This is a genomic window from Plantactinospora sp. WMMB334, from assembly GCF_049179095.1.
Classification (GTDB): domain Bacteria; phylum Actinomycetota; class Actinomycetes; order Mycobacteriales; family Micromonosporaceae; genus Plantactinospora.
The window spans coordinates 4,573,421-4,599,155 of sequence record NZ_JBMHME010000002.1 but is presented as its reverse complement, the minus strand read 5'-3'; the positions used below and the strand labels follow the sequence as shown (position 1 = coordinate 4,599,155).

Here is a 25,735-nt window from a genome sequence, read left to right as displayed (position 1 = left end):
AGGGTCGCGAGGTGGGACGCGACGATTCGGACACTAGGCGCCTCCGTCTCCCGACGCGCTCGCGTCGCCGTCCACTCCGGGCCCGTCGCCGCCCGCTCCAGCGGCGTCGCCGTCCACTCCGGTGGGGTCGGCGTCCCCTCCGGTGGGGTCGGCGTCCCCTCCGGTGGGGTCGGCGTCCGGCGCGGCTCGGAAGGTCAGCGAGCTCACCGTGGCTCCGGCGATGTCGAAGAGCAGATACAGATCCCGTACCCCGCTCACCTCGCCGTGCCAGTCGCCGGCCACCTCGCGGCTGGGCCGCCGGTCCCGGCCGCCGGTCGGGCCGTCGCCATCGCCGATCGGCGGGACGGCGATCGTGCCGGCGATCGGCCCCCGTACCGGATCGTCCAGCCGGAGCACGAGTCGGGCACCCTCCGGCAGCGGCCGGCTGCCGCCCGCCCGGGCGGCCACGCCCCGTATCCCGGCGACGTCGACCCGGGAGAACCGGATCCAGCCACCGGCCTCCCGCGCGACCACGGCGGCACCGTCCGGCCCCTCCGGCAGCGGCTCGGTGCCGGAGTACTCGTCGTGGTCGACCGCGCGGAGCGGGCCGGCGAGCGGCTCCCGGGGGCGGACCGGTTCACCGTGTACCGCCAGGGTGGCGGTGAGTACGAGATCTGCGCTCGACCGGCCGACCGCGACGGTGTGCCGGGCGTCCTCCACCACGTACCGGCCGCTGGCCACGTCCCAGTGCGCGAATTCGGCGGCGCGCAGCCGCAGCCGCACGGTGGTCCGGTCGCCCGGGGCGAGGCTCACCCGGGCGAAGCCGCGGAGCTGCCGCAGCGGCTGCTTCACCCGGGAACGCCGCTGCCGGGTGTAGAGCTGCACCACCTCGTCACCCTGCCGTGAACCGACGTTCGTCACCCGCACGCTGACCTCGATCTCTCCGGCGGCGTCCATGTCGTATGCGCTGAGTCGCAGGTCAGAGTAGGTGAACTCGGCGTAGCTCAGCCCGTGGCCGAACGGGTAGAGCGGGGTGCCCCGATGGTAGAGGTACGTCGTGTCGGTGGCTATCACGTCGTAGTCGAACAGGTCGGGCAGCTCGGCCGCGTCGCGGTACCAGGTCTGGGTCAGCCGGCCGGCCGGGTCGGCGTCCCCGGCGACGACGTCCGCCAGCGCGGCGCCGTACTCCTGGCCACCGTGCGCCGACCACAGGATCGCGGGCACGTGCTCGTCGGCCCAGGTCAGCGCGTACGGGTAGCTGCTGCTGACCACCAGCACGGTGTGCGGGTTGGCCGCGTACACGGCGCGGAGCAGTGCCTCCTGTGCGGCCGGCAGCGCCAGGTCGGTCCGGTCCTCGGTCTCCCGCCCGCAGACCATCGGATGGTTGCCGAGCACCACCACCGCGACGTCGGCGTCCCGGGCCAGCGCGGCTGCCTCGGCGGCACCGTCGCGGACGGGTTCGACGGTGAAGCCGGTGCCGTCGGCGGGGTCGGTCGCGTCGGCCCGGAGCAGCCCGTCGGGACCTACCCGGACGTACCGGTCGCTGGCGGGGTGGTGCATCACCCGGTCGCCGGTGGGCCGCTCTACCAGCCGGAACGTCTCCCGGACCACCCAGCCTCCCGGGCCCGGCCGGTCGTTGACCAGCAGGCCCTCCGCCTCGTCGGCGCCGACATGCCGGCCGTTGGCGACGCTGCGCAGCGCCACCACGTCCCGGCCCCAGTCGAACACCTCGAACCAGCCCTCCGGCGGAACCGGGCTGCCCTGCGGAACGGGACCGTCGGGCCGGCCGCCGTCGGCGTCGAACGCCGGCCGCTCGGAGCGGAGGGGCGGAGCCGGGCTGTCGGGCGGAGGCGGGCTGTCGGGCGGGAGCGGGCTGTCGGGCGGGAGCGGGCTGTCGGGCGGGAGCGGGCCGTCGGGCGGGAGCGGGCTGTCGGGCGGGAGCGGGCCGTCGGCCCGGCCGCCCTCCGTTGCGGGCGGGCCGGCGGGCCGGCCGCCGTCTTCCGTCGGGCCGGCCGCGCCGCCCGAGGTCAGGGGGGCCAGGCGCAGCGCGGCGCCGTTGGGGTCGGCACCGGCCCGGACGTAGCCGTCGGCGGTACGCAGCGCGATCCGGTCGGCGCCGCAGTGGTAGTCGGCTCGCGCCGCCGCGAACCGGGCGGCCAGCCCGTCGCGGGCGGTGATCGCGTACGGCAGGGTGCCGCTGTACCAGTCCTCGTAGAGGGTGTCGGCGAGCGGGCCGAGTACGGCCAGCCGGCCGATCCGCGCAGGGTCCAGCGGCAGCAGCGTCCCGAGGCCGGGCCGGGCCACGTTGCGCAGCAGCACGATGGACTGCCGGGCCGCCTCCCGGGCGAGTTCCTGGTGTGCCGGGCAGTTGATCACGTCGGCGGTGACCGCCGTGTACGGGTTCCGCTCCGGCGGATCGAAGTCGCCGAGCCGGAACCGGACGCTCAGGATGTGCCGGACGGCAGTGTCCACGTCGGACTCGTCGAGCAGCCCGCGCCGCAGCGCCTCGGTCACCCGCTCGACGGTCGGCGCGGAGTCCTCGTTGTCCTCGGTGAAGCTGTCGACGCCGGCCCGCAGCGCGGCCGCGTAGCCGCTGGGATGGTCGGGCCGGTAACCCTGCGCACCGGCGATGTTGGAGACCGCTCCGGCGTCGCCGACCACCAGGATCTCGTCGCTGGTCCACCGGCGCAGCTCGGCCCGGATCAACGGGCTCAGGTGCGCCGGCCTGCCGTTGACCAGGTTGTACGAGGCCATCACCGCCACCGCGGCGCCGGTGGCGATCGGGGCCCGGAACGCCGGCAGCTCGTATTCGTGCAGCACCCGGGGCGGCAGGTTGCTGGAGGTGGTGCAGCGGTCGGTCTCGTTGTTGTAGCCGAGGAAGTGCTTCAGCGTCGGCGCGGTCTTCAGGTAGTCGGGATGGTCGCCGCGCAGCCCTCGGGCGTACGCGGTGCCGAGCCAACTGGTCAACCACGGATCCTCGGCGTAGCCCTCCTCGTTGCGGCCCCACCGGGGGTCGCGGAGCGGGTTGACCACCGGGGCCCAGACGTTGAGCCCGACCCGGGTCGGGTCCTTCTGGTGCAGGCCCCGCACCTCGTCGCCGACGGCGTCGCCGACGGCCCGGATCAGCTCGGGGTTCCAGGTGCTGCCCAGCCCCAGCGCCTGCGGAAAGACGGTGGCGGGGCCGAGCCAGGCCAGCCCGTGCAGCGCCTCGGTGCCGGTGCGGAAGGCGGGCAGCCCGAGCCGGGGCACCGGAGCCTGGTGCTGGTGCAGCAGCGCGATCTTCTCGGCCAGGGTGAGCCGGTCGAGCAGGTCGGCGACCCGTACGTCGAGCGGCTGGTCGGGGTCGCGGAACGTCGTGTCTGGATCGCGGAGCGTCGTGCCGCTCATGGTCGATCACCTTCCATGATCTTCGACTGGCGCTGCGGCGGTGCCCGACCGGGGTGGCGCGAACCGGAGGCGGCGCGAACCGTGGTGGTGGTCGATCGTCGAAGCGCTTCGAATCCTGCGAGGCGGGGATGGATCAGCGGTGCCCCGGCCGCCAGCCCGGGAAGCTCGAAGCGCTTCGACGGCCGGGAAAAGAACGCTCCACCGTGGATAGCGTTTTCCCGCTGGATACGGAGGAGCAGTTCGAGGTTTCCACCAGCCGCCGTACGGGTCAAGGGGTTGTGCCGGACGGATTGAACGGCGTGGAACTGTCGGGCCTTGGTGAGGTGCCGGGAACGACGATGTCGGCGCTGGTCAGCGGGTGGCGTCGGCCGGCTGCGGCTTCGCGGCGGCAGCCCTCGGACCGAACGTGGCCGGCTCGGCGCCGGTCAAGTCCGCATCGGCGCCGCCCGTACCCGCGTCCGCGCCGCCCGTTCCCGCGTCGCCGCCGGTCGGGTCCGGGTCGCGCTCCGCAGGGGAGACGCTGGACCGGACGGGGGACTTCCGGGTCACCCGCGCGGCGGGGCCGGGGTCCCGGGCGGTGCTCCGGCCCGGCGGGCGCAGCGGTAGCCGGCCCGCGTCCACGGTCTCCAGCGTCCGGGCCGCGCCGCCGGCCGCGGCGGCGCCGGTGCCGAGGGCCGAGGCGAGCAGCCGGGCACCGCCGGCCTCCGGTGCCAGCGTGCGGGCGAGCAGTTCGGCCTCGGCGGCGGGGAGCAGCCACGGGGCCAGGGTGGCGAAGTATCCACCCAGCAGCACGACCTCGGGGTTGACCAGGTTGGCCAGCAGCGCCGCGCCGTGGCCCAGGTGCCGGCCGATCTCGGCGAGCGCGTCGAGGGTGGGCAGGTCACCCCGGCGGGCCTTCGTCCGGATCCGGTCGACCTCCGGTGCGAAGTCGGTGACCGGGCCGTCCTCGGCGGCGTCCGGCAGGGCCCGCCGGATCAGCGCCGGAACGCCGGCCACCACCTCCAGGCAGCCGCGCCGGCCGCAGGGGCAGAGCGGCCCGTCCGGCACGACCGGCACGTGTCCCAGCTCGCCGGCGAACCCGCGCCCGCCGCGCAGCAGCCGGCCGTCGGCCACCACGCCCGCGCCGAGCCCGGCGCCGCCGGTCAGGTGCACCAGGTTGGCGGTGCCGGCGTACGGCCCGTGCCGGTATTCGGCCAGCGCGGCGAGGTTGGCGTCGTTCTCCACCACCACCTCGAAGGCGGGATCCCGCAGGGCGCGTCGCAGGTCGGCGCCGAGGGGGAGGTCGCGCCAGCCGAGCGTCGTGGCGAGCCGGACGGTGCCGCTGGCATCGACCAGGCCCGGGACCGCGACGGTCAGGCCGAGCACCTCGCGTCGCTGGTTGCGGACCCGGTTGACGGCGCGGTTGGCGAGCGCCGCGATCGCGCTGACCGCCCGACCGGGGGAGGCGGCGGATCCGTCGAACGCCCGGCGCCACGAGAGGAGTTCGGTGCCGGCGAGGTCGACGGCGACCACGGTCAGCTCATCGATGCTCACCTCGATGCCGATCGCCGCGTACGGGGCGCCGTCGATCACCAGCATCGTGGCGGGACGGCCGATCCGGTTCTCCGCCAGGCCGGTCTCCCGGATCAGGCGCCGGTCGAGCAGCTCGGCGACCAGGCTGGAGACGGTCGCCTTGTTCAGTCCGGTGCTGGCCGCGATGTCAGCGCGCGAGCAGGGGGCGTGGGCGCGGACGAAACGCAGCACGACGGCGAGGTTGGTGGCGCGTACGTCGGCGAGATCGGCCGGCTGCGGCCCGGTCTGCGTCGTGAACAAGATCAGCCCCGCTCCCCGCGTATCGGTCTCCGGACCGGTGTGCTCCGGTTGCCGACGACGCGCCCATCATGCCGCACCGCCACCTCCCGGGCCACGCTCGCCCCGTCGCGGCGGAGTTCCGGCGTCTTGTGGCACCGGTCACCGTCGATTACTTTTGTTTAGTCAACAGACTAACTAACTCTACCCCATACCCACACCGCGACCGAACGAGTTTCCCGCCCGGCCCGCCTCGCGGGGAGACCGTTCGCCGACATGGAAGGGAGCGCCCCGTGGAACCATCCGGCCCGGGCAGCGCCACGAACCGTAGGAACTTCCTGAGCCTGCTGGGCCTCGGCGCCGCGGCGACCGCCGGCAGCGGCCTGCTCGCCGGCTGCGGCGGCGAGGTGGCGTCCACCAGTGACGCGCAGGACCTGGACAAGCTCGCCGGCCTGCTGCCCCACCAGAAGGATCTGCCGCCCGGCATCCCCAGGCCGAGCATCGTCGGCACCCGCCCGGTGCCGGACGGCTACACGGAGTTTCCCGGCACCCTGGTGGACGCCATCACCGACAAGCCCGGCAGCAGCGGCCAGCGGATCAACGCGATGACCCCGGCGTGGGGGCCGGCTCCGCCCGGGCTGGGTCAGAGTCAGTACCTGGCCGCGGTCAACGCGGAGCTGGGCATCGAGGTCAACTTCAGCGTCCAGGACGGCAACCTCTACGCCGAGAAGCTGGGCGCGATGCTCGGCGCCAGGGACGTGCCGGACCTGCTCTGCGTACCGGGGTGGGAGGTCGCCAAGCTGCCCCGGTTCGCCGACGCGACCGCCGCGCTCTTCGAGGATCTCACCGACCACCTCAAGGGTGCCGGGATCGACCCGTACCCGATGCTGGCCACCTTCCCGGCCGGGGCGTGGCGGAACTCGTTCTGGAACGAGCGGCTGATGGCGGTGCCCTGCCCCAAGGACGGCCCCTTCCCGTGGGCGCTCCTCTACCGCAAGGACCTGCTCGACACGGCCGGCCTCAGCCACCCGAAGACGATCGACGAGCTCTTCGAGATCGGCAAGCAGGTGACCGACCCGGCCAGGGGGGTCTGGGCGTTCAACGACATCTTCGCCATGGTGCAGATGTTCCACAAGGTCCCGGGCGCCGACGAGGGGTGGCGGCTCAAGCCGGACGGTACTCCGGAATTCAAGTACGAGACCGCCGAGTTCCGGCAGTCCGTCGAGTTCATGGCCAAGGTCTACCAGGCCGGCCTGGTGCACCCGGACCTGGTGGCCAGCAAGGGCGCCGACGCCAAGCAACTCGTTGCGGGCGGCAAGATCCTCTTCTTCCAGGACGGTCCCGGCGCCTGGCAGCCGATGCAGGCCGAGCAGCAGCGGATCACACCCGGCTTCAACATCCAGCCCGTACCGATCTTCTCGGCCACCGGCGGTGACCCGCTGGTCTGGGGCGACGACAACCCGATCTCGTACACCTTCGTCAAGAAGGGACTGGGCAGGGAACGGGTCGAGGAACTGCTCCGGGTGATCAACTGGTGCTCCGCGCCGTTCGGGACCCAGGAGTTCGTCCTGCGTGAGTACGGGGTGGAGGGCAAGCACCACAACCGCACCGCCACCGGCCCGGTCAAGACCGACCTCGGCTTCAAGGAGATCGTCAACCAGTACTTCTTCATCAGCGGGCGCAGCCCGGTGGTGCAGCCCTACCCGCAGACCCCGAACTATGTCCGCGACGCGCTCACCTACTCCAACGAGATGGTGAAATACCTGGAGAAGAACCCGTGGGCGGGACTGAAACTGGAGATGCCGGCCCGCTACAAGGCGAGCCTGGTGCCGACCGACGACAAGATCACCGACCTGCTGCGCGGGCGCCGGCCGATCAGCGACCTCGACGCGATCATCACGGAGTGGCGGAACGGCGGTGGTGACGAGGCCCGCGACTTCCGGGCCAAGGCGCTCGCCGACGCCGGACGATGACCATCCGTGGGACGGCCCGGGCGGGTGGTACCGGCGACCGGGTCGACCAGACCGGCGCCCCCGGCGTGGGCAGCCGTACCCGTGAAATGCCGGCCCGGACCGGCGACGACGGCCGGGGCGGACCGGAGGGGACTCCGGCCCGCGGCCCCGAGCCTGCCCGACGCGGGCGGCCGGAGCGGCGGGGTCGGCCGGCCGGGCGGGCGCCGCTGCGGGCCCGGCTGCGCCGCGACTGGCCGCTGCTGGCGATGGTCGCGCCCGCCGGGTTGCTGCTGCTGGTCTTCCACTACCTGCCGACGCTCGGCAACGTCGTCGCCTTCAAGGACTACAACCCGTACGCCGGGGAGACGCCGCTGGCCGCGTTCCTGCAGAGCCCGTGGATCGGGACCGCCCACTTCGAGGCGCTCCTCGGTGACCCGGCGTTCTGGGACGCGCTGCGCAACACCCTGACGATCACCGCGTTCCAGTTGGTCTTCTACTTCCCGCTGCCGATCGTGCTGGCGATCATGCTGCACAACATCCTCTCGCCGAGGCTGCGGGGGTTCGTGCAGACCGTCGTCTATCTTCCGCACTTCTTCAGCTGGGTGCTGGTGGTCACCTTCTTCGTGCAGATGTTCGGTGGAGCGGGGCTGCTCGCCCAGGAGATGCGCGACGCCGGGCTGGAGCCATGGAACATCATGGCCAACCCGGACACCTTCATCGTGCTGGTCACCGCCGAGACGGTCTGGAAGGACGTCGGCTGGGGCACGATCGTTTTCCTCGCCGCGCTCTCCACCATCGACCCGAACCTCTACGAGGCGTCGGCGGTGGACGGGGCGAGCCGGTGGCGGCGGCTCTGGCACGTCACCCTGCCCGGTCTGCGGCCGGTGATCGTCCTGCTGCTCATCCTGCGGCTCGGTGACGCGCTCTCGGTCGGCTTCGAGCAGTTCATGCTGCAGCGCGACGCGGTGGGGCGGCAGGCCGCCGAGGTGCTGGACACCTTTGTCTACTACAACTCCATCACCACCGGAAACTACGGCTACGGTGCGGCGGCCGGGCTCTTCAAGGCGGTGGTCGGGCTGGTACTGATCCTGGCCGCCAACCGGTTCGCCCACGCACTCGGCGAGCGGGGAGTGTATTCGCGATCATGACCGTGACGAATCCCCTGCGGGCGGCTCCGCCCCGGCGTGCCCGTGGGCGCAACCGCCGCCCGGCCTGGGAGGAGCCGCCGAGCGCGGCCGGCCGGGTCGTCCGGGGCGGCGTACTGACCGGCGTGGTGCTCGCCGTGCTGATCCCGCTCTGGGTGGTGCTGGTGACCAGCCTCGCCTCCCGGGAGACGATCAACGAGGCCGGCGGGCTGGTGGTGGTGCCGAGGGAGCTGGACCTCTCGGCGTACCGGGCGATCTTCGCCGGTGGGCTGGTCACCCAGGCGCTCTGGATGAGCACCGTCATCACGGTGGTCGGCACGGCGGTGAGCCTGGTGCTGACCGTGCTTGCCGCGTACGGGCTGTCCCGGCCCGGCTCGGTGGCGCACCGGGGGCTGCTCTTCTATTTCCTGCTCACCTTCCTGATCTATCCCGGCATGGTGCCGAGCTATCTCGTGGTCACCGGCCTCGGGCTGAAGAACCAGATCTGGGCGCTGATCCTGCCCACCGCGATCAGCGTCTTCAACCTGGTGGTGATCCGGGCCTTCTTCCAGAACATCCCGGCGGAGCTGCTGGACAGCGCGCGCATCGACGGTGCCGGCGAGTTCCGGATCCTGGCCCGGATCGTGCTGCCGCTCTCCCGGGCGGTGATCGCCGTGGTCGGGCTCTTCTACGCGGTCGGGTACTGGAACGTCTGGTTCAACGCGCTGCTCTACATCGACGACAACGCGAAGTTCCCGATCCAGCGGGTGTTGCAGAGCTTCATCCTGGCCGGCCAGTCGCCGAACAACGCCGGCACGCTCGGCGTCTCGATGCCCCCGACCCTGGCCATCAAGATGGCCGTGGTCGTGGTCACCGTCTCGCCGATCGTCCTGGTCTATCCGTTCGTGCAGCGCCACTTCGTCAAGGGCGTCATCATCGGCGCCGTCAAGGGCTGAGGTGCAAGGAAGGGCCCCCGCTACAACAGAAAACGATATGCGGGGGCCCTTCCTTGCAGGGGGACGGGGCGCCCCCCACCTGGGCACCCCGCCCCGATCTTCACCCACGCACGGCGGGTAGTCCGTCCAGCGGCACCGCGGCGGTGGCGGTGTCGCCGAGGAGCAGCCGTCGGGGGAGTCGGGCGCCGGCGACGGGAGCGAGGGCCAGGCCGGTGACCGGAAGCGGGCCGTCGACCTCCACCCGGAACTCGTCGCCGGTGCGGCTGGCCCGGATCGTGGTGTCGCCGTCGACGTCGTGCACCACCGTGCCGCCGTCGGTGGCGCCGAAGCTCAGCACGGTGACGTCGCTGAACGGCGCGTCGCCGACCCGGTCGGCGGGGGGCATGACCGGGATCAGCGCGCCGTACCGGACGAAGAGCGGGACCTGGTGCAGCGGCGTACGCACCCGGAGGTGCCGGCCTCCGGTGTGCGTCTCGCCGGTCCAGAAGTCCACCCAGTCCCCGGCCGGCAGGTAGAGGTGGCGCTGGTTCTCCGGATTGGTCATCGGCGCCACCAGCAGGTCCGGGCCGAGTCGGTATTCCAGCTCCGCCGTCCAGGCGGCCGGGTCGTCGGGGGAGTCGACAAGCAGGGCCCGCATCATCGGTGCGCCGGTCCGGGCCGCCGCGACGGCGGCGGAGTAGAGGTACGGCATCAGCCGATAGCGCAGCCGCAGCGCCGCCACCGCCAGCCGCTCGGCCTCGGCCGGAAACTCCCAGGGCAGCCGGCTCGTGGTGCCGTGCAGCCGGACCAGCGGGGAGAGCGCCCCGAACTGCGTCCAGCGTACGTAGAGGTCCGGCGTCGGCGTGCCGTGGAACCCGCCGGTGTCGTGGCTCCAGAACGGCACCCCGGAGAGGCCGTGGCTCAGCCCGCCGCGCAGCGTGCTGGCCATCGCCGGGTACGTCGTGTTGACGTCCCCGCTCCACTGTGCGCTGTGCCGCTGCCCGCCCAGGTACGACGAGCGTGCCCAGACCGTGCCGTGCCCGGCGACCTCCCGGGTCACCGCCGAGACGACGTCGTTGAAGAGCAGCGTGTAGACGTTGTGCAGTTCGACGCCGGTCATCCCGTTCTGTGCCACCGCGTCCGCCGGCACCCCCTCGGCGAAGTCGGTCTTGAAGACGGCGACGCCCTGCTCCAGCAGGGGCCGGAGCAGGCCGGCGAACCAGTCGACCGCGGCCGGGTTGGTGAAGTCGACGATCCCGCCGGCCGGGTGACTGCCGTGCCAGGTGTCGGCGACGTAGACCGAGCCGTCGGCGCGGCGGAGGAAGTGGCCGGCCGCGGCCGCCTCGGCGTAGCGCGGGCTGCCGGTCATGATGTACGGGTTCATCCAGAGGCTGACCCGGAAGCCCTGCTCGGCCAGGGTCGCCAGCATGCCGGCCGGGTCGGGGAACTCCTCGGCGTCCCAGCGCAGGTCGGACCAGGCCCCGGCGACCTGCCAGTAGCAGTCCAGGTGCAGCACGTCGCAGGGGATGCCGCGCTCCCGGATCCGCCGCGCCCGTTCCAGCACCCGCTGCTGGCTGTCCCGGAAGAATCCGGAGGAGATCCAGGTGCCGAACGCCCACTTCGGCGGCAGCGCCGGCCGGCTGGTCAGCCGGTCGTAGCGGTCGAGGATCCGTTCCGGGGTGGGGCCGGCGAGCACGTAGTAATCGATCAGGTCGTCCGGCACCAGGATCTGCACGCAGCTGTGCGTGGACTGGCACATGTCGAACTCGACAGGCATGCCGCTGTCGACCAGGATGCCGTAGCCCCGGTCGGAGAGATAGAGCGGGACGTTCTTGTGCGAGCGGTCCGACTCGCTGCCGAAGGCGTCGTAGTTCCACATCAGGGCGCGCTGGCCGCGCTTGTCCAGCGGGGTGAACTTCTCGCCGAGCCCGACGAACCGTTCGTCGCCGGGGGCCAGGAAACTCTCGTGGTACGCGACGACCGCGCCGTCGACAAGCGACCGGCCGAACGGCAGGGTGCGCAGCCGCCCGCTGATGTCCTGCTCGCCCCGGCTCTGGCTGACCAGCACCGCGCCGGTCGGGTCGAGGAAACGCAGGTGCCACGGGTCGAGACTCAGGTCGGCGACGACCGCACCGGCGTCGACGCGTACCCGGTCGCCGTCGATCCTCACCTCGGCCCGGTGGGGCTGCGGGTGCACGAGGGGCAGTGCCCGGCTGGCGCGGCCCCGGGCCAGGGGGTCCTCGCTGAGGCGTACCCGGATCACGCCCTCGCCCGCGGCGCTGATCCGGACCGCGAGTGAGCCACCGTCCGAGGTGCCGGCCTTGAGGGTCACGCCCTGGCCGTCCGTGCCCAGCACCTCGGCCCGGGTCAGCGCGGAGAGCCCGTGCTCGCCGGGGGCCCGGACCGGCAGGTCGGGCGGGTCGGCGACGAAGGTCTCGTGCGGCACCAGGGGCGGGCGGTACGGCATGCGGTCTCCTCGGCTCCTGGTGCGCGGATCCTGCGCGCCGCCGCCGGCGACGGTCGCCGGCTGGCGCGATGGACTCCGTTAGTTTCTTTGGTAACCCAACAAACTGTCAACGGCGTGACCGCAGTCGATATGTGCGCCGGGCGGCCTCCCCGGTCGTCGCTCGGGCCCGCCCGGGGGTGAGGCCGTTGACAGCGGAATCCACCCGCCCTACTTTGGCTGGAGCCCAAACAAAGGGCAACGGCGGGTGCGCGTCGGCGCGGACTCTGCCGGGAAGGGCGGTCGGGTGCGTTGGCCGAAGGGTCTGACCGGGCTCTGCTACGGCGGTGACTACAACCCCGAGCAGTGGCCGGCGGAGGTCTGGCCGGCCGACGTCGAGCTGATGCGCCGGGCCCGGGTCAACCTGGTCACCGTCGGGGTCTTCGCCTGGTCCCGGCTGGAGCCGCAGCCCGGCCGCTACGACTTCGACTGGCTGGACCGGGTCCTCGACCTGCTCTACGACGGCGGCATCCGGGTGGCGCTGGCGACCCCGACCGCGTCCCCGCCACCGTGGTTCTCACTCCGGCACCCGGACGCGCTCCCGGTCACCGCCGACGGGACACGGCTCAGCCACGGCAGCCGGGACACCTACTGCGCGAGCGCCCCGGCCTACCGGGCGGCGGCCCGGGGAATCGCCGGGGCGCTGGCCGACCGCTACCGCGACCATCCGGCGCTCGCACTCTGGCACGTGCACAACGAGTACGGCACCACCTGCCACTGCGAGCACGTCGCCGTCGCCTTCCGGGCCTGGCTGCGGGCCCGTTACGGCGACCTCGACCGGCTCGCCGAGGCGTGGACCGGCAGCTTCTGGAGCCAGCACTACTCGGACTGGGAGCAGATCCGGCCGCCCCGGGCCACCCGGTACCTCGGCAATCCCGGCCACCTGCTGGACTTCCGCCGGTTCGTCTCCGACGAGCTGCTCGGGGCGTACGTCGAGCAGCGGGACCTGCTCCGGGCCGCCACCCCGGACGTGCCGGTGACCACCAATCACGTCCTCGGCGGCTGGGTGCCGGTGGACCACGCGCGGTGGGCGGCCGAGGTGGACCTGGTGGCGATCGACCACTATCCGGCGGAGGCGGGGCCGGGCGCGGAGGAGCAGACCGCCCTCGCGGCCGACCTGGCCCGCTCCTGGGCCCGGCGCGGGGAGCGGCTCCGGCGTACCGCTCGGGCCGGCCAGGTCGGTGCGACCGGGGACATCGGGCTCGCCGGTCAGGGCGGGCGGGGCGGCGCGGTCGAGCCGGCGGGCGTGGACGGCTCCGGCGGCCCGGCCTGGCTGCTGATGGAGAGCGCGCCGAACCTGATCCTCACCCCGGGCCGGATGCACGCCAAGGAGCCGGGCCGGATGATCCGGCACAGCCTCGCCCACGTCGCCCGGGGCTCCCGGGGCGCGATGTTCTTCCAGTGGCGGGCCTCCCGGGGTGGCGCCGAGGTCTTCCACTCCGCGCTGGTGCCGCACGCCGGCCCGGACAGCCGGGCGTTCCGGGAGGCGGTCTCGCTCGGCCGCGTGCTCGACCGGCTGGCCGAGGTGGACGCCGGGACGGTCCGCGCCCCGGTCGCGATCGCCTGGGACGCCGCCTCCCGGTGGGCGTTGCAGTCCACCGTGCTGCCGTCCGGGCAGCTCGACTACCTCGCCGAGGTGTCGGCGGCGCACCGGGCACTGTCCCGGGCCGGCCACACCGTCGACTTCGTCGCCGAGGACGACGATCTCCTCGGGTACGCCCTGCTGGTGCTGCCCGCGCTCTACCTGCTCCCGGACCGGTACGCCGCCCGGATCCACGACTACGTGGCGGCCGGCGGCCACCTGCTGGTCAGCTACTTCAGCGGGATCGCCGACGAACACGCCCGGGTCCGGACCGGCGGCTATCCCGGGGCGCTGCGCGAGGTGCTCGGGGTGCGGGTGGAGGAGTTCCATCCGCTCGACCCGGCGACCCGGCTGCCGCTCTCCGACGGCACCACCGGCCGCCTCTGGGCCGAGACGGTGCGCCTCACCGGAGCGACTCCCTCGGTGTCCTACGCCGGCGGGCTGCTCGACGGGGAGCCGGCCCTGACCAGACACGACCACGGCGACGGCGTGGCCTGGTACCTCTCCACCCGGCTCGACGTCGACGCGTACCGCGACCTGCTGGCCCGGGTGGCGGAGGCGGCCGGTGCGGCACCGACCTGCCCGACGGCACCGGCCGGGGTGGAGGCGGTACGCCGGGGCACGGCCGAGCGGAGTTGGCTCTTCCTGCTGAACCACAGCGCCGAGGCGCAGACGGTGCCGGTCTGCGGTGTGGACCTGCTCACCGGCGACTACGCCGACCCGGTGCGGTTGCCGGCCGGCGGCTGCGCGGTGCTCCGGGAGACCGCCGACGCGGACCCGGGACGGCGATCGGACGCGTGACAGGCGGATGTCCGGTCCGGCCGCCGACGTCTGAGGCCGCCGCTCCCGCCACTGCTGGCGGGAGCGGCGGCGCCCACTCGCGGTCACCGGACCGGCGCCGCGGGACGTCCACGAGTCGCCCGGACGGCTGCGACTCGTCGGCTCACCTCGGGATGGCCGTGCCGTGACGGCAGCCCGAGCAGCCCACCGAGCTCAGGCCCGTCCAGGAGCTGAGGTTCGCGCTCGTCGCCGTCCAGATACCGCCGTTTGTGTACTTGTCGACGTAGATCCGGTACTGGCCGTTGTCCAGCCGCACGAGCGACGGACCCTCGTAGCCGGAGCTCCACAGGGTGCCCTGCCGGGCCCAGCCGCCGGTCAGGCTGTTGCTGGTCCACCGCTCGATGTACTTCGTGCTCTCGTTCTTGGTGAAGGCGTGGTATGTGTTGCCGGACTTCACGACATAGGTGTCGATGTAGTTGTAGCCGAGACCACCCATCTGCTGCGGGCCGCTCCACGACGTGAGGTCGGCGTTCTGGGCCGTGTAGACGTACGGCCGGAAACCGCTCGAGTTCGTCGTCTGCCGGACGCTCACGATGACCCGAACTGTGCTGCCCTCGACGTAGAACTCCGGCGCCCAGACGTTCCGGGTGCTGGCGATGCCCGACGGGACGGTGGCGATGTTCGTCCAGTTCCGCAGGTCGGTGCTGCGCGCGACGGCGAAGTAGGTCGAGTTCGTCGTCCAGGACTGCCAGGTGTACGCGACGTAGTACGTGCTGCCACGCTTGAGGATGCTCGGGTCCCGGAGCACCCCTGTCGGGCCGCGGAAGTTCGTGTCGTGGAGGACGCTGTAGCTGGTGCCGCCGTTGGTCGACTGATAGACCCACAACTCCTGGTCCGCCGCCCCGTCACCCTTGAACGTCGTGTAGATCAGCGTGGTGGCGCCGGACGCGGGCTGCGGCAGCGCGAGGCCGCCGAGGGTGAGCGCGACAGCACCGGCCATCGCGACCAGCAGGCGAAGACGTGTCGTCGTCCGTGCTTTCCAGAGCTTCATGGTGTCTCCTTGATATGGGGCGCCGGTGGGAGGCGCCCCACCGGCCCGGGGGGAGGGCGTCAGGCGCGGGTGCGGCCCATGACCACGTTGCGGGCGCGGTAGAAGGTCTCCGCGCCGGGTCCCGGCGAGCCGGACGAACCTTCCATCTGGAGGTTGATGATCAGCCACATCCGCCTGCCGACGAAGTTGCTGCCCCGGTGCTGGCCCTTCCACTGCCCGTCGAGGTAGTAGTGGATGTCCACATCGGTGGCGTTGACCTTGGCGATCCAGACCCGGTACTCGTGCCAGGCGCCCGGGTTCGACACCCCGACGATCGTGCTCTCCCACGACCCGTCGTAGGTGTTGAACCAGTTCCGGGCGTCGCCCTTGTACTCCAGGATGTCGCTCTCCGGCGGCCAACTGTTGGCGCCGGTCAGCCAGAACGCGGGCCAGGTGCCACGCGCCGACGGTGCCTGGAATTCGCCCCGCACCTCGTAGTTGGGAAACTGGTCGTTCACCAGCACCTGGTCCTTGGCGTGGATCGCGCCGGAGTGGTAGCGGATCGGCAGGTGCGGGTCGGCCGAGCTGTTGCCCTCGTTGCCGGTAATGCGGGTGGCCTTGATGTTGAGCTGACCGCTGGGCGAGAGGTAGACGTGGCTGTTGTCGGTGGCGCTGGCGTACATCCGGGCGCTGCCGTTGTGGTCGGAGCCCCAGGGATAGCGGAAGTTCCACTCCGCCATGAGCGCGTTGCGGTCGGCGAAGGACGCCCCGTTGATGAGTGTCTCCCAGGTGGCCGCGTGCGCCGGCGGTGGGGCGAGCACCGCGGCAGACGCGAGCAGAAGGGTGAGGGTCAGCCCGGCTCCGACCGTCCGGATCATCGCGACGACCGCCGACCGTGCTCGGCGTGTTCGTCGGCCCGGTTGCCGCACCGTGGGCCGTCTTCTGGCCCGGGACGCCGGGGCCGCGGTCACTCGCCCGTCTCTTTTCATGTCCTTCCCCTTCCTGCCGGCGCAACCGATGGAGGAGCGGGTTCTGCTGACGCCGCCCGAATACATCGCCGGCTCATGCGACTGATGTCACCGGTCAGCCGGACGGCCCACGTTCCGGACGGCGGGTCTCGGCAGTTCCGGTAACACCTTGGTAATCGACCGTGAACCTGGACGCCACATTTCGAACCGACTCGTCCGAGAACATACATAAACGAACATCAGTATGTATCGCGACGGGACCCGGCACCCGGGGGCTCTCTGCCCAGCTCCTGGGCCTGTGTACGACCGCTGCTCGGACAGGTCGTCGAGGAGGTGACCGGCCCGTTCCGTCCACCCTGGGGCCGGTGGTCCAGGGTGGAGCGTCGACGTCGGGTTGTGCCAGGATGCTCCGATGTCGTACCCCTCGGTCCCACCCCCGGGCATGGCGCTGGCCGCCCATCCGCATCCGGTCGCGCTGCCGCCCGGTTGGGGCGCACTGATCGTCTCGGCCAACCGGGGGCCGTACCTGGTGCCCGCCCCCTCCACCTGCAAGCTGAGGGTCGACGGGCGCGAGGTCTCCGGGATGGCCGAGGGGACCTTCCACATCGCGGTCCCGGCGGGCGAGCACGACGTCCGCTTCACCGACCTCTTCGGCATCCCGATGATCACCACCAAAGTGGCTGTGCAGCCGAACGCCGGGCATCAGCTCTCGTTCCGGTTCGGCGGCTGGCGCAACCGGGTGTACGACGGCCAGGGCACGGACGTGACCAGGTTCGGCATGTGGTCGAACTACAGCGTCCTGCTGATCACCCTCGGCGTGGTCGGTGTGATCTGCTGCGGTGGGCTGGCGCTGATCCCGATGCTGACCAGCTCCGGCGCCAACTGACCCGACGCCCCGCACGCCGCCCGGCGCTGCTGCGCCGGGCGGCGGGGGTGCGCCGCCCGGCGCAGCGGGCCCGACGGGATCAGCCGGGTCCGGTCAGAACCGGGTCCGGTCAGAAACAGCCGTGTGCGGTCGGAAGAAGCCGTGTGCGGTCGGAAACAGTTAGCCGAGCGGCTCGACCCAGATGTTCCGGTAGTAGAGGTTGGGGCCCGGGTCGCCGTGGTCCTGGAGACGGATCGGACCCACCGAGGGCCCCTCCGCCGCCCCGCCGCCGGTCGGCCCGTTGATCTCGGCGTTGTCGTGCACGGTGACGCCGTTCCACACCACGGTGACGCGGGCGTTCTCCGTCTTGGCCCCCGACGCGGCGAACCGGGCGGCCCGGAACGTCACGTCGTAGGTCTGCCAGGTCTCCGGAGCGGTCGCCGCGTTCACCCTCGGTGCCAGCTTCTCGTAGATGGCACCGCACTCGTTGCTGGCCGGGGTGGTGTCGCCGTACGAGTCGAGCACCTGCAACTCGTACCGGTCCTGGAGGTAGATGCCGCTGTTGGCCCGGGCCTGCCCGGTGACGTCCGACGGCAGGTTCGGCAGCCAGAACTCGACGTGCAGCTTGAAGTCGCCGAAGCTCTGCCGGCTGCGGATGTCGCCACCGAGCACCTCCACGCCGCCGTTCCCCAGCGGCCAGGTCGGGTTGGCCCCGTTGGGCTGCTGGAAGTTGTCCATGTTGGTGCCGTCGAAGAGCGTGATCCGGCCGGGGCTGCCGGCCGGTCCGTACACCTCGAACTCGTAGATCCGGGCCGCGCTGTCGGTGGTGCTGGTCGGCGCGGTCACGTTCAGCCGCAGGTATCTGGCCTGGGTGGCCGCGATGTCGTGCGTGGTGACGTTCGCGGTGTTGCCGGTGACGGTGACGACGGTGTTCCAGGAGGTGCCGTTGGTGCTGGCCTGGATGGTGAAGTCCCGGGTGTTCCAGGCCGTGGCCTCGCCGCCGGCACCGGCGTGCCGGACCACGAACCGGTGCACGCTCCGGGCGCTGCCCAGGTCGACCTGCAACCACCTGGTGGCGCCGACCGAGCACCACTTGTCGCTGTTGCCGCCGGTCACGCTGCCGTTGACCGCCTGCGCCGGCCCCTCGGTGCCGGAACAGGAGCTGTCCGCCGTCGCCGGCCGCCCGAGCGCGAGGTTGGCCGACGGCGGGGCGGTGCCGCCGTAGACCTCGAACTCGTAGATCCGGGCCGCGTTGCTGCCGTCGTTGGTGGGTGTGGTGACGGCGAGGCGGACGTATCTGGCCTGGGTCGCCGCGAAGGTGTGCGTGGTGGTGTTGGCGGTGTTGCCGGTGACGGTCGCGACGGTGTTCCAGGAGGTGCCGTTGGTGCTGGCCTGGATGGTGAAGTCCCGGGTGTTCCAGGCCGTGGCCTCGCCGCCGGCACCGGCGTGCTGGACGACCGCCCGGTTGATGCTCTGGGTCGAACCGAGGTCCACCTGCAACCACCGGTTGGACCCCAGGGAGCACCACTTGTCGAGGTTGCCCGAGGTGGTGGTCCCGTTCACGGCCTTCGCCGGCCCCTCGGTCGCCGAGCAGGAGCTGTCGGCCGTGGCCGGCCGGCCCAGGGCGAGGTTGACCGGTGGCACCTGCCCGGGAATGGCGTTGAGGGTGTACCAGACCTCGGTGCTCCAGAGCGCCTGGCCGTCGCTCGCGCTGAACGGCCGGGGCGAGCGGACGTGTACCACCCGGCCGGCCTTGAGCCCGTTGACGACCAGGGTGACCTTCTTGCCGTCGGCCGAGAGCGTCGCCGAGGAGACCGAGAGTGTCTCCTCGTCCACCTTCGGGCCGCCGTAGGCGGCGGTCGGGACGTACCGCCACTGCTTCACCCGGTATTTCGAGGCGAGCGCGGTCGCGGTCGCGCTGGAGAGCGGCTTGGTGTACTCGATCTCGAAGCCGTTCGACCGGGCCCGCACCGCCAGCATGTCGAAGGTGTTGGCGCCGTTCGCGGCGATCTTCTGCAGGCCGTGATCGAGCTTGCCCTCCTGGCCCCAGTTTCCGCCGCCGTGCAGGCCGCCGGTGTAGAGGGCGCCGTCCGGGCCGACGCTGACCTCGGAGACGCCGGCCTCCAGCCCCTGGGTCATCCGGAACAGCGCGCCCTGGTATTCCCCGTTTACCTTCTCCAGGTACGCCCGCTGCAGGCCGCCGTAGGTCACGTCGCCGATCGCCATCTGCCCGGCGAAGACGCCCTGGGTCATCATCACCGGGGTGCTCGGCGAGTTGCCGATCTCGTTCTGCGGGAACCAGATGACCGGCTGGGTCACCGGGTTGTTGTCGAACGGCCCGGCCGGGTTGAGGTAGTGGTTGAAGAACCGGTCCTGCTTGATGTGCAGCAGCTTGGACGCCGGCTGGTAGCCGCCCTGGTTGTCGGTGACGAAGAGCCCGCCCTCCGGTCCCCAGCCGATGCCGTGCGGGGTACGCAGCCCGCCCGCGATGTAGGAGACCGCGCCGGTCGTCCGGTTGACCCTGATGGTGGTGCCGCGGTTGCCGACCGGCTGCGGGTCGGTGGTGGCGCCACCGTAGTTGATCGACACCGAGAGGTTCAGGTAGAAGAACCCGTCGGCGTAGAGGAGCCCGAAGGCGAACTCGTGGAAGTTCTCGCCGAACGGCCAGGTCGCCACGGTGCGGTAGTTGTCGGTCACACCGTCGCCGTTGGTGTCGTTAAGCTCCGTCAGGCGGTGCTTCTCCGACACGTACAGCTTGCCGTCGACCACCTTGATGCCCATCGGCTCCCGGAGGCCGCTGGCGATCCGGGTCCGGGTCACCTGGGCCGGGCCGGTGTTGCCGGTGACGTTGCCCAGCAGCCAGACCTCGCCGGCGGTGTTCAGCGATCCGCCCCAGGTGAGCACCGCGAGCCGCCCGTCCGGAAGCCAGTCGAAGCCGGTGACCGCCGGCTCGAACCCGCTGGGCCGCAGGTTGGTCAGCGTGTAGTTGGGATGTACCGAGGTCAGCGGCAGCCCGTCACCGGGCGCGTCACCGCTGGCCTCGCACTCCTTCTTGCCCGGCGCGGTCACCCGGACGACACCGGCGTCGGTGCTCAGTACCGAGTTGGGCACGGTCACGAACGACGACGAGCCGGGGGTACGCCACTGCAACGTCAACTGCTGGCCGCCGTCGCGCTCGAAGTGGTCGATCCGCAGCGAGTGGTAGCCGGTGCCGAGCTCGACGGTGCCGTCCTTCGGATCGGGCCCGTGCAGCCCGTCGTGGTCGATCACGACGGCGTCGTCGATCAGGAGTCGGGACCCGTCGTCGCTGATCAGCCGGAAGGTGTAGCTGCCGGCCTGGGAGATGGTGATGTTGCCCAGGGCCTGTGCCAGGAAGTAGTTCTCGAAGCCGAAGTCGGCAGCGGTCGTCCAGTTGACCACCGGCATCAGCTTGTCCACGTTGGGCGTCTGCGCGGCCTTGAGGGTGCAGAGGTTGTTCAGCGGCACCTGCAGGTCGAAGACCCGCAGCGTCACTCCGGGCTCCTGTGGCGGGGGCGCGGCCGTGGCGCCGCCGGCCGGTAGCTGTACGGCCGTGAGGGCGAGCGCGGTGGCAACCGCGCCGACAATCGGCGTACGCGCTCGTCGGGTTGGTCGGAACACGTTTCCTCCCAGGGGTGAGCAGACCGACATCGCGCCGTCAGGGGCACGGCGGACCGCTCGGCGGCGCGCCGTGGCGACCAACGGGACGATGCCGTTACGTCCGGTAGGTGGCCGGGCACGCCGCTGCCTGGCGAGGCAAACCCTACGATCGTTACGTTTGGATGTCTAGATGTTTCGTCGCGGAAGCACCAACTTTTGGCGTACTCGACAAAAGTCCCCGGAGGGCCCGGAAGCGGAGGGCCTAGAAGTAGTCGAGCAGGCTGGCCGGGGGACCGGCGGCCAGCAGGTCGAGTCCGCTCGGGTCGGTGCCGGCGGGGCAGTGCAGCAGCCCGGCCTCGGCCACCGCGTAGCTGCCGGCGGCGCCGGTGTAGAGGAGGGCGAAGCCGCGTACCGAGAGCTGCGGTGCCGACGGGTTGTCGGGCAGCCGGTGCAGCCCGGCGGCTCCGCCCTCGACCTCCAGCCGCCAGGTGCCCGCGTTCCACGGCGCGATCTCGTCGGTCAGGGTGAACTCGACGCCACCGCGCAGCTGAGCCGGCCAACCCCGGGCGGTCACGGCGCGGACCACGTCGACCGGTCGGTGCATCCAGATCCGCTGCTCGTGCTGGCGGGCCTGGGCCAGCGGCAGCTGCGCGGCGACCGCGCCGGGGCCGAGCGCCCAGAGCCGGACGGTCGGGGCCACGCTCTGCCAACCGGCCAGTACGCCGACCAGTTCCCGGGCCGCCTCCGGCGTGCCGGCGAGCACGTCGTGCACGGTCAGCACCGAGGTGTGGTCGTAGCCGCGACCGCGCTGCCAGCTCGCGTACCCGGTCAGGCGCCCCTCCTGCTCGACCAGGGTGAGCCCGTCCACCCCGTCCGGCAGGGCGGTCGGTGGCTCGTCCGGCGCGAAGACTCCGCCCCGCCGGGTGAGCGGACCGCAGCGGTGCCGGACGATCGACTCGTAGAGGTCGAGCGCCGCGTCGAGGTCGGCGGGGCCGCCGGGGCGGACGGTCAGCCCGGGTGCCGGCCGGTGCCGGGGCAGCGCCACGGTCGGCAGGTCGACGGCGCGCAGGGCACCGGCCACCTCCCAGCCGGCGCGGCGGTACGGTGCGACCACCGTGGGATAGAGGGCGCTGATCGCGGCACCCCGCTCCCGGGCACCGCGGAGCAGCTCGCGGAGCAGCGCCAGGGCGACGCCCCGGCCGCGCGCCTCCGGCAGCACCGCCACCCCGCCGACGTCCGCGGCGGGCACCCGACGGCCGGCCCACCACTGCTCGTGGTGCAGGTCGATCGCCTTACCGACGAGCCGGCCGGCCGGATCGAACGCGCCGTAGCCGGTGGTGCCGGGCCGGGGCTGTCGGGGCGGTGGGGCGTCGGACGGGGCGCCGCCAAAGGCCAACCGGCCCAGCTCGCCGGCCTCGGCCAGGTCGTCCGCCCGGATGGGCCGGATCTCGATGTCGGAGGGCCGGATCTCGATGTCGGTCGAGCGCATCGGGTGAGCGTAGCGAAGGGCCGGCGCGGGTAGCCCCGCCCGGGACCATGGTGAAAGCGTCGCGATGGCCGGTTGACGGGCGTCGCATCATGGAGACATGTCCAGCCACGGCGACGGTTCCGGACCCCCTCCGGAAGAGCGGCGTACGGCCGGCGGTGGTGCCGAGGAGGATTCGCGTCGCGGGGCGGGTGGCGACGTCGCGCCGTACGGGCAGGGACGTCCGCAGCCACCGCAGCCGCCGGGGAGTCCTGGCGCGGCCGTGCGCCGGGAACGCCCACCGGTGGTCGTCGAGGCGCGCCCGCTGCCCCGGCCGGGCGACGGCCGTCTGGTCGCCGCCTGGTCACACCCGTTCACGATCGCCGGGGTGCTCCTGCTCGTCCTGCTGCTGATCGTGCTGCTCGTCTGGGCGTTGACCCGCCCCGGAGGACCCGGGGACGGTGCCGGGCCCATCGCTGCGAGCAGCGCCAGCCCGTCGGCCACCGGCTCCCCGGTTGCCGGCCCGCCGACCGAGGCGCCGCAGACCGAACCCCCGGCGACCGGCGCGGCGGCGAGCGCGGCGCCGCCGACCGGGGGCGGTGCGCCGGGTCTGCCGGCGTTCGACGATTCGGACGTCGACGTGCTCAGCAACGGCACCACGCGGCTGGAACTGGACTCGTACGGGACCCAACTGGACAGCCCGTACGGCTGGCGGTCGGCCGACGGGTACGGCGGCCGGCCGAACGGTGACGGCAGTGAACTCACCTTCGTGGGCAGCGGTGTCGTCGGCCGCGAGGGCACCCAGCTCGCCGTGCTGGGAGACGGCGTTTCCCGGTCCTTCCCCACCTGCCAGCGGCACCGGGCCTGGTCGCCCGCGCTGACCTGGGATCAGGTGCACCCGGGAGCGTTCGTCTGCATAAAGACTCCGCACGGGCGGCGGGCGATGATGCGGGTGGACGAGATGCCCGACATGACGAAGTCCGAGCCGACGGTACTGGTCACCGGGGTGACCTGGGAGCCCGTGGTCGACAAGTGACCGTCTGGTGGTCGACGACCAGCATCTCCGATGGCGGCCGGAATCAGCAGTGCTCGATGTTGTCTCCGGGAAAGCGTTTGCCCTAGCATCGCAGGTGCGCTGGAAGCCGTACCCCGTTCTCATGCGCCGGTGAACCGTTCCGTTCCCGGCCACCCCTCGCGCGGTCCGGGTCCCCCCGCCGGCCCCGGGCAGGGCCGGCACGGCACCGCCGCCACGGCCGGGCCGAGGTGGCTCGGCACCGCGCCCCGCCTCGACGGAGTTGATCATGCGCATCTCGCGCCATCGCAGAACCCTGCTCGCCGCCACCGCCGCGGCCGTCCTGACCACGACCGGGACCGTCACCGTGGTCGCCTCGGCCGCCGCCGCCGGCTGCCGGGTCGACTACCAGGTGACCAACCAGTGGCAGGGCGGCTTCGGCGCCAGCGTCAGCCTCACCAACCTCGGCGACCCGGTCACCGGTTGGACGCTGACCTGGAGCTACGCGGCCGGGCAGCAGGTCACCCAGGTCTGGAACGCCACCGTCAGCCAGAGCGGCAGCCAGGTCACCGCCAGCAACGTCAGTTACAACGGCTCGCTCGCCACCAACGCCAGCACGTCGTTCGGCTTCAACGGATCCTGGAACGGCAGCAACCCGGTGCCGGCGAGCTTCGCGATGAACGGCACCACCTGCACCGGCTCGGTGGCACCGACCACGCCGGGCGGCCCACCGACCGGCACCCCGCCGGCCACGACCCCGCCCGCGACCACCCCACCGGCGACCACGCCACCGGTCACCACCCCGCCGCCGACCACCCCGCCGACGAACCCGCCGGCCGGGGCGAAGCAGATGGAGGACCTCGACCGGGGTCTGGCCAGTGTCCGCTCCGGCAGCGCCAACCTGGTCTCCTGGCGGCTGCTCGGCACCGAGACCTCCGGCGTCTCGTTCAACCTCTACCGCGGCTCGACGCGGGTCAACTCGACCCCGATCACCGGCGCCACCAACTACCTCGACTCCGGCGCCGCCGCCGGCTCGGCCTACACCGTCCGGGCGGTGGTGAACGGGACCGAGCAGGCCGCCTCGGCACCGGCCCTCCAGTTCGGCAACGGCTATCTCGACGTACGGCTCCAGGTGCCGCCGGGCGGCACGACGCCCTCCGGCGAGTCGTACAGCTACGCGGCGAACGACGCCTCCGTCGGCGACCTGGACGGCGACGGCCGGTACGAGATCGTCCTCAAGTGGGATCCGTCCAACGCCAAGGACAACTCGCAGTCCGGCTACACCGGAAACGTCTACGTCGACGCGTACACCCTGACCGGCACCCGGCTGTGGCGGATCGACCTGGGGCGCAACATCCGGGCCGGCGCGCACTACACCCAGTTCCAGGTCTACGACTACGACGGCGACGGCCGCGCCGAGGTGGCGATGAAGACGGCCGACGGCAGCCGCTCCGGCACCGGCCAGGTGATCGGCTCCGCCTCGGCCGACCACCGCAACTCCAGCGGCTACGTGCTGGCCGGGCCGGAGTTCCTGACCATGTTCGACGGGCAGACCGGTGCGGTCCGCTCCACGGTCAACTACGAGCCGGCCCGGGGCAACGTCTCCTCCTGGGGCGACAACTACGGCAACCGGGTCGACCGGTTCCTCGCCGGCACGGCGTACCTGGACGGGCAGCGGCCCTCGCTGGTCATGGCGCGCGGCTACTACACCCGGAGCGTCATCGTCGCCTGGGACTTCCGCAACGGCTCGCTCACCCGGCGCTGGACCTTCGACTCCAACTCGGCCGGCTCGCAGTACGCCGGGCAGGGAAACCACGCGCTGACCATCGGCGACGTGGACGCCGACGGCCGGGACGAGATCCTCTACGGCGCGATGGCGGTCAACGACAACGGGTCCCCGCTCTGGAACACCGGGCACGGGCACGGCGACGCGGCCCACCTCGGCGACCTCGACCCCGGTCGCTCCGGGCTGGAGTACTTCAAGGTCAGCGAGGACTCCTCGAAGCCGTCGTCCTGGTTCGCCAGCGCGCGTACCGGGCAGGTCTACTGGTCGACGTCGCCGGCCGGGGACAACGGCCGGGGCGTCTCCGGCGACATCTACGCCGGCAGCCCGGGGGCGGAGTCCTGGTCGTCGGCGGCCGACGGGTTGCGCAGCCCGTCCGGCGCGAACGTGGGCCGCAAGCCCTCCTCGGCGAATTTCCTGATCTGGTGGGACGGCGACCCCGTCCGGGAACTGCTCGACCAGACCCGGATCGACAAGTACGGCACCGGCTCGGACACCCGGCTGCTCACCGGCAGCGGGGTGGCGTCGAACAACGGCACCAAGGCCACTCCGGCGCTCTCCGCGGACATTCTCGGCGACTGGCGCGAGGAGGTGATCTGGCGGACGAGTGACAATTCCGCGCTGCGGATCTACAGCACTCCGACGCAGACCAGCACCCGGATTTTCACTTTGATGCACGACCCGATGTATCGGGTGGCGATCGCCTGGCAGAACACCGCCTACAACCAGCCGCCGCATCCGAGCTTCTTCATCGGCAACGGCATGTCCACGCCGCCCAACCCGTCGATCTATCTGCGGTAGCCGCACAGGCTGCCCGGTGTCGGCCGCAGAGGGCGGCGCCGAAACGCGAAGCCGCACCGGCCCGCGGGGTCGCTCATCTCCCCGCGTGCCGGTGCGGCACACACCGCGACATCACGCGACCCGTCCCGATCGCGCTTGTCGAACCACCACCGGGGAAAACATT

Annotated in this window: 14 protein-coding genes; 7 read left to right on the top strand and 7 right to left on the bottom strand. The window is 72.1% G+C overall.

The window, feature by feature from the left end; translation table 11 throughout:
• Window positions 1-33: 33 nt before the first annotated feature.
• Window positions 34-3,366, bottom strand: a complete 3,333-nt coding sequence (locus ACN27G_RS19550; protein ID WP_421494226.1) for a glycoside hydrolase family 3 C-terminal domain-containing protein — start codon at window positions 3,364-3,366, stop codon at window positions 34-36.
• 351 nt (window positions 3,367-3,717) lie between these two features.
• Window positions 3,718-5,178 carry an ROK family transcriptional regulator gene (locus ACN27G_RS19545; protein ID WP_421494225.1) on the bottom strand — a complete coding sequence of 487 codons (1,461 nt, stop codon included), beginning with the start codon at window positions 5,176-5,178 and terminating at the stop codon, window positions 3,718-3,720.
• A gap of 269 nt (window positions 5,179-5,447) precedes the next feature.
• Between ACN27G_RS19545 and ACN27G_RS19540 the strand changes: the two genes are divergently transcribed.
• The 3 genes from ACN27G_RS19540 (at window position 5,448) to ACN27G_RS19530 (ending at window position 9,186) form a co-directional block, all read left to right on the top strand.
• Window positions 5,448-7,127: an extracellular solute-binding protein gene (locus ACN27G_RS19540; RefSeq protein WP_421494224.1), complete on the top strand. Its 1,680-nt coding sequence runs from the start codon at window positions 5,448-5,450 to the stop codon at window positions 7,125-7,127.
• Window positions 7,128-7,213: 86 nt separating this feature from the next.
• On the top strand, window positions 7,214-8,254 hold the full coding sequence (locus ACN27G_RS19535) for an ABC transporter permease (protein ID WP_421497388.1): 1,041 nt from the start codon (window positions 7,214-7,216) through the stop codon (window positions 8,252-8,254).
• Window positions 8,251-9,186 carry a carbohydrate ABC transporter permease gene (locus ACN27G_RS19530; protein WP_421494223.1) on the top strand — a complete coding sequence of 312 codons (936 nt, stop codon included), beginning with the start codon at window positions 8,251-8,253 and terminating at the stop codon, window positions 9,184-9,186. The genes ACN27G_RS19535 and ACN27G_RS19530 overlap by 4 nt, the downstream gene beginning before the upstream one ends.
• A gap of 100 nt (window positions 9,187-9,286) precedes the next feature.
• Here ACN27G_RS19530 and ACN27G_RS19525 read toward each other — a convergent pair whose 3' ends face one another.
• Window positions 9,287-11,632 (bottom strand): TIM-barrel domain-containing protein, encoded by a 2,346-nt coding sequence (locus tag ACN27G_RS19525; RefSeq protein WP_421494222.1) that lies wholly within the window; start codon window positions 11,630-11,632, stop codon window positions 9,287-9,289.
• A 283-nt stretch (window positions 11,633-11,915) separates the two neighbouring features.
• Between ACN27G_RS19525 and ACN27G_RS19520 the strand changes: the two genes are divergently transcribed.
• Window positions 11,916-14,051, top strand: a complete 2,136-nt coding sequence (locus tag ACN27G_RS19520; RefSeq protein ID WP_421494221.1) for a beta-galactosidase — start codon at window positions 11,916-11,918, stop codon at window positions 14,049-14,051.
• Window positions 14,052-14,193: 142 nt separating this feature from the next.
• Here ACN27G_RS19520 and ACN27G_RS19515 read toward each other — a convergent pair whose 3' ends face one another.
• A complete protein-coding gene (locus ACN27G_RS19515; protein WP_421494220.1) occupies window positions 14,194-15,081 on the bottom strand; it encodes a glycoside hydrolase family 43 protein in 888 nt (295 codons plus the stop codon).
• A gap of 59 nt (window positions 15,082-15,140) precedes the next feature.
• Window positions 15,141-15,938 carry a hypothetical protein gene (locus ACN27G_RS19510; RefSeq protein WP_421494219.1) on the bottom strand — a complete coding sequence of 266 codons (798 nt, stop codon included), beginning with the start codon at window positions 15,936-15,938 and terminating at the stop codon, window positions 15,141-15,143.
• A gap of 502 nt (window positions 15,939-16,440) precedes the next feature.
• Here ACN27G_RS19510 and ACN27G_RS19505 point away from each other — a divergent pair.
• A complete protein-coding gene (locus ACN27G_RS19505) occupies window positions 16,441-16,914 on the top strand; it encodes a hypothetical protein (RefSeq protein WP_421494218.1) in 474 nt (157 codons plus the stop codon).
• A gap of 159 nt (window positions 16,915-17,073) precedes the next feature.
• On the opposite strand, the gene ACN27G_RS19500 is transcribed toward ACN27G_RS19505, so the two are convergent.
• Both ACN27G_RS19500 and ACN27G_RS19495 read right to left on the bottom strand, forming a co-directional pair.
• Window positions 17,074-20,532 carry a discoidin domain-containing protein gene (locus ACN27G_RS19500; protein WP_421494217.1) on the bottom strand — a complete coding sequence of 1,153 codons (3,459 nt, stop codon included), beginning with the start codon at window positions 20,530-20,532 and terminating at the stop codon, window positions 17,074-17,076.
• A 241-nt stretch (window positions 20,533-20,773) separates the two neighbouring features.
• Entirely contained in the window at window positions 20,774-21,964 is a 1,191-nt protein-coding gene (locus tag ACN27G_RS19495) for a GNAT family N-acetyltransferase (protein WP_421497387.1), read from the bottom strand.
• A gap of 133 nt (window positions 21,965-22,097) precedes the next feature.
• Here ACN27G_RS19495 and ACN27G_RS19490 point away from each other — a divergent pair, with 133 nt between their 5' ends.
• Window positions 22,098-23,012, top strand: coding sequence for a hypothetical protein (locus ACN27G_RS19490; RefSeq protein ID WP_421494216.1), 915 nt, complete (start codon window positions 22,098-22,100; stop codon window positions 23,010-23,012).
• Window positions 23,013-23,277: 265 nt separating this feature from the next.
• Entirely contained in the window at window positions 23,278-25,572 is a 2,295-nt protein-coding gene (locus ACN27G_RS19485) for a cellulose binding domain-containing protein (RefSeq protein ID WP_421494215.1), read from the top strand.
• The last annotated feature ends 163 nt before the right edge of the window (window positions 25,573-25,735 follow it).

Excerpts from the sequence above, each read along its gene's own strand:
- ACN27G_RS19490 (WP_421494216.1), top strand. The coding sequence starts at position 22,098 with ATGTCCAGCCACGGCGACGGTTCCGGACCCCCTCCGGAAGAGCGGCGT.
- ACN27G_RS19515 (WP_421494220.1), bottom strand. The coding sequence starts at position 15,081 with ATGAAGCTCTGGAAAGCACGGACGACGACACGTCTTCGCCTGCTGGTC.
- ACN27G_RS19550 (WP_421494226.1), bottom strand. The coding sequence starts at position 3,366 with ATGAGCGGCACGACGCTCCGCGATCCAGACACGACGTTCCGCGACCCC.
- ACN27G_RS19485 (WP_421494215.1), top strand. The coding sequence starts at position 23,278 with ATGCGCATCTCGCGCCATCGCAGAACCCTGCTCGCCGCCACCGCCGCG.
- ACN27G_RS19525 (WP_421494222.1), bottom strand. The coding sequence starts at position 11,632 with ATGCCGTACCGCCCGCCCCTGGTGCCGCACGAGACCTTCGTCGCCGAC.
- ACN27G_RS19535 (WP_421497388.1), top strand. The coding sequence starts at position 7,214 with ATGCCGGCCCGGACCGGCGACGACGGCCGGGGCGGACCGGAGGGGACT.
- ACN27G_RS19505 (WP_421494218.1), top strand. The coding sequence starts at position 16,441 with ATGTCGTACCCCTCGGTCCCACCCCCGGGCATGGCGCTGGCCGCCCAT.
- ACN27G_RS19510 (WP_421494219.1), bottom strand. The coding sequence starts at position 15,938 with ATGATCCGGACGGTCGGAGCCGGGCTGACCCTCACCCTTCTGCTCGCG.
- ACN27G_RS19530 (WP_421494223.1), top strand. The coding sequence starts at position 8,251 with ATGACCGTGACGAATCCCCTGCGGGCGGCTCCGCCCCGGCGTGCCCGT.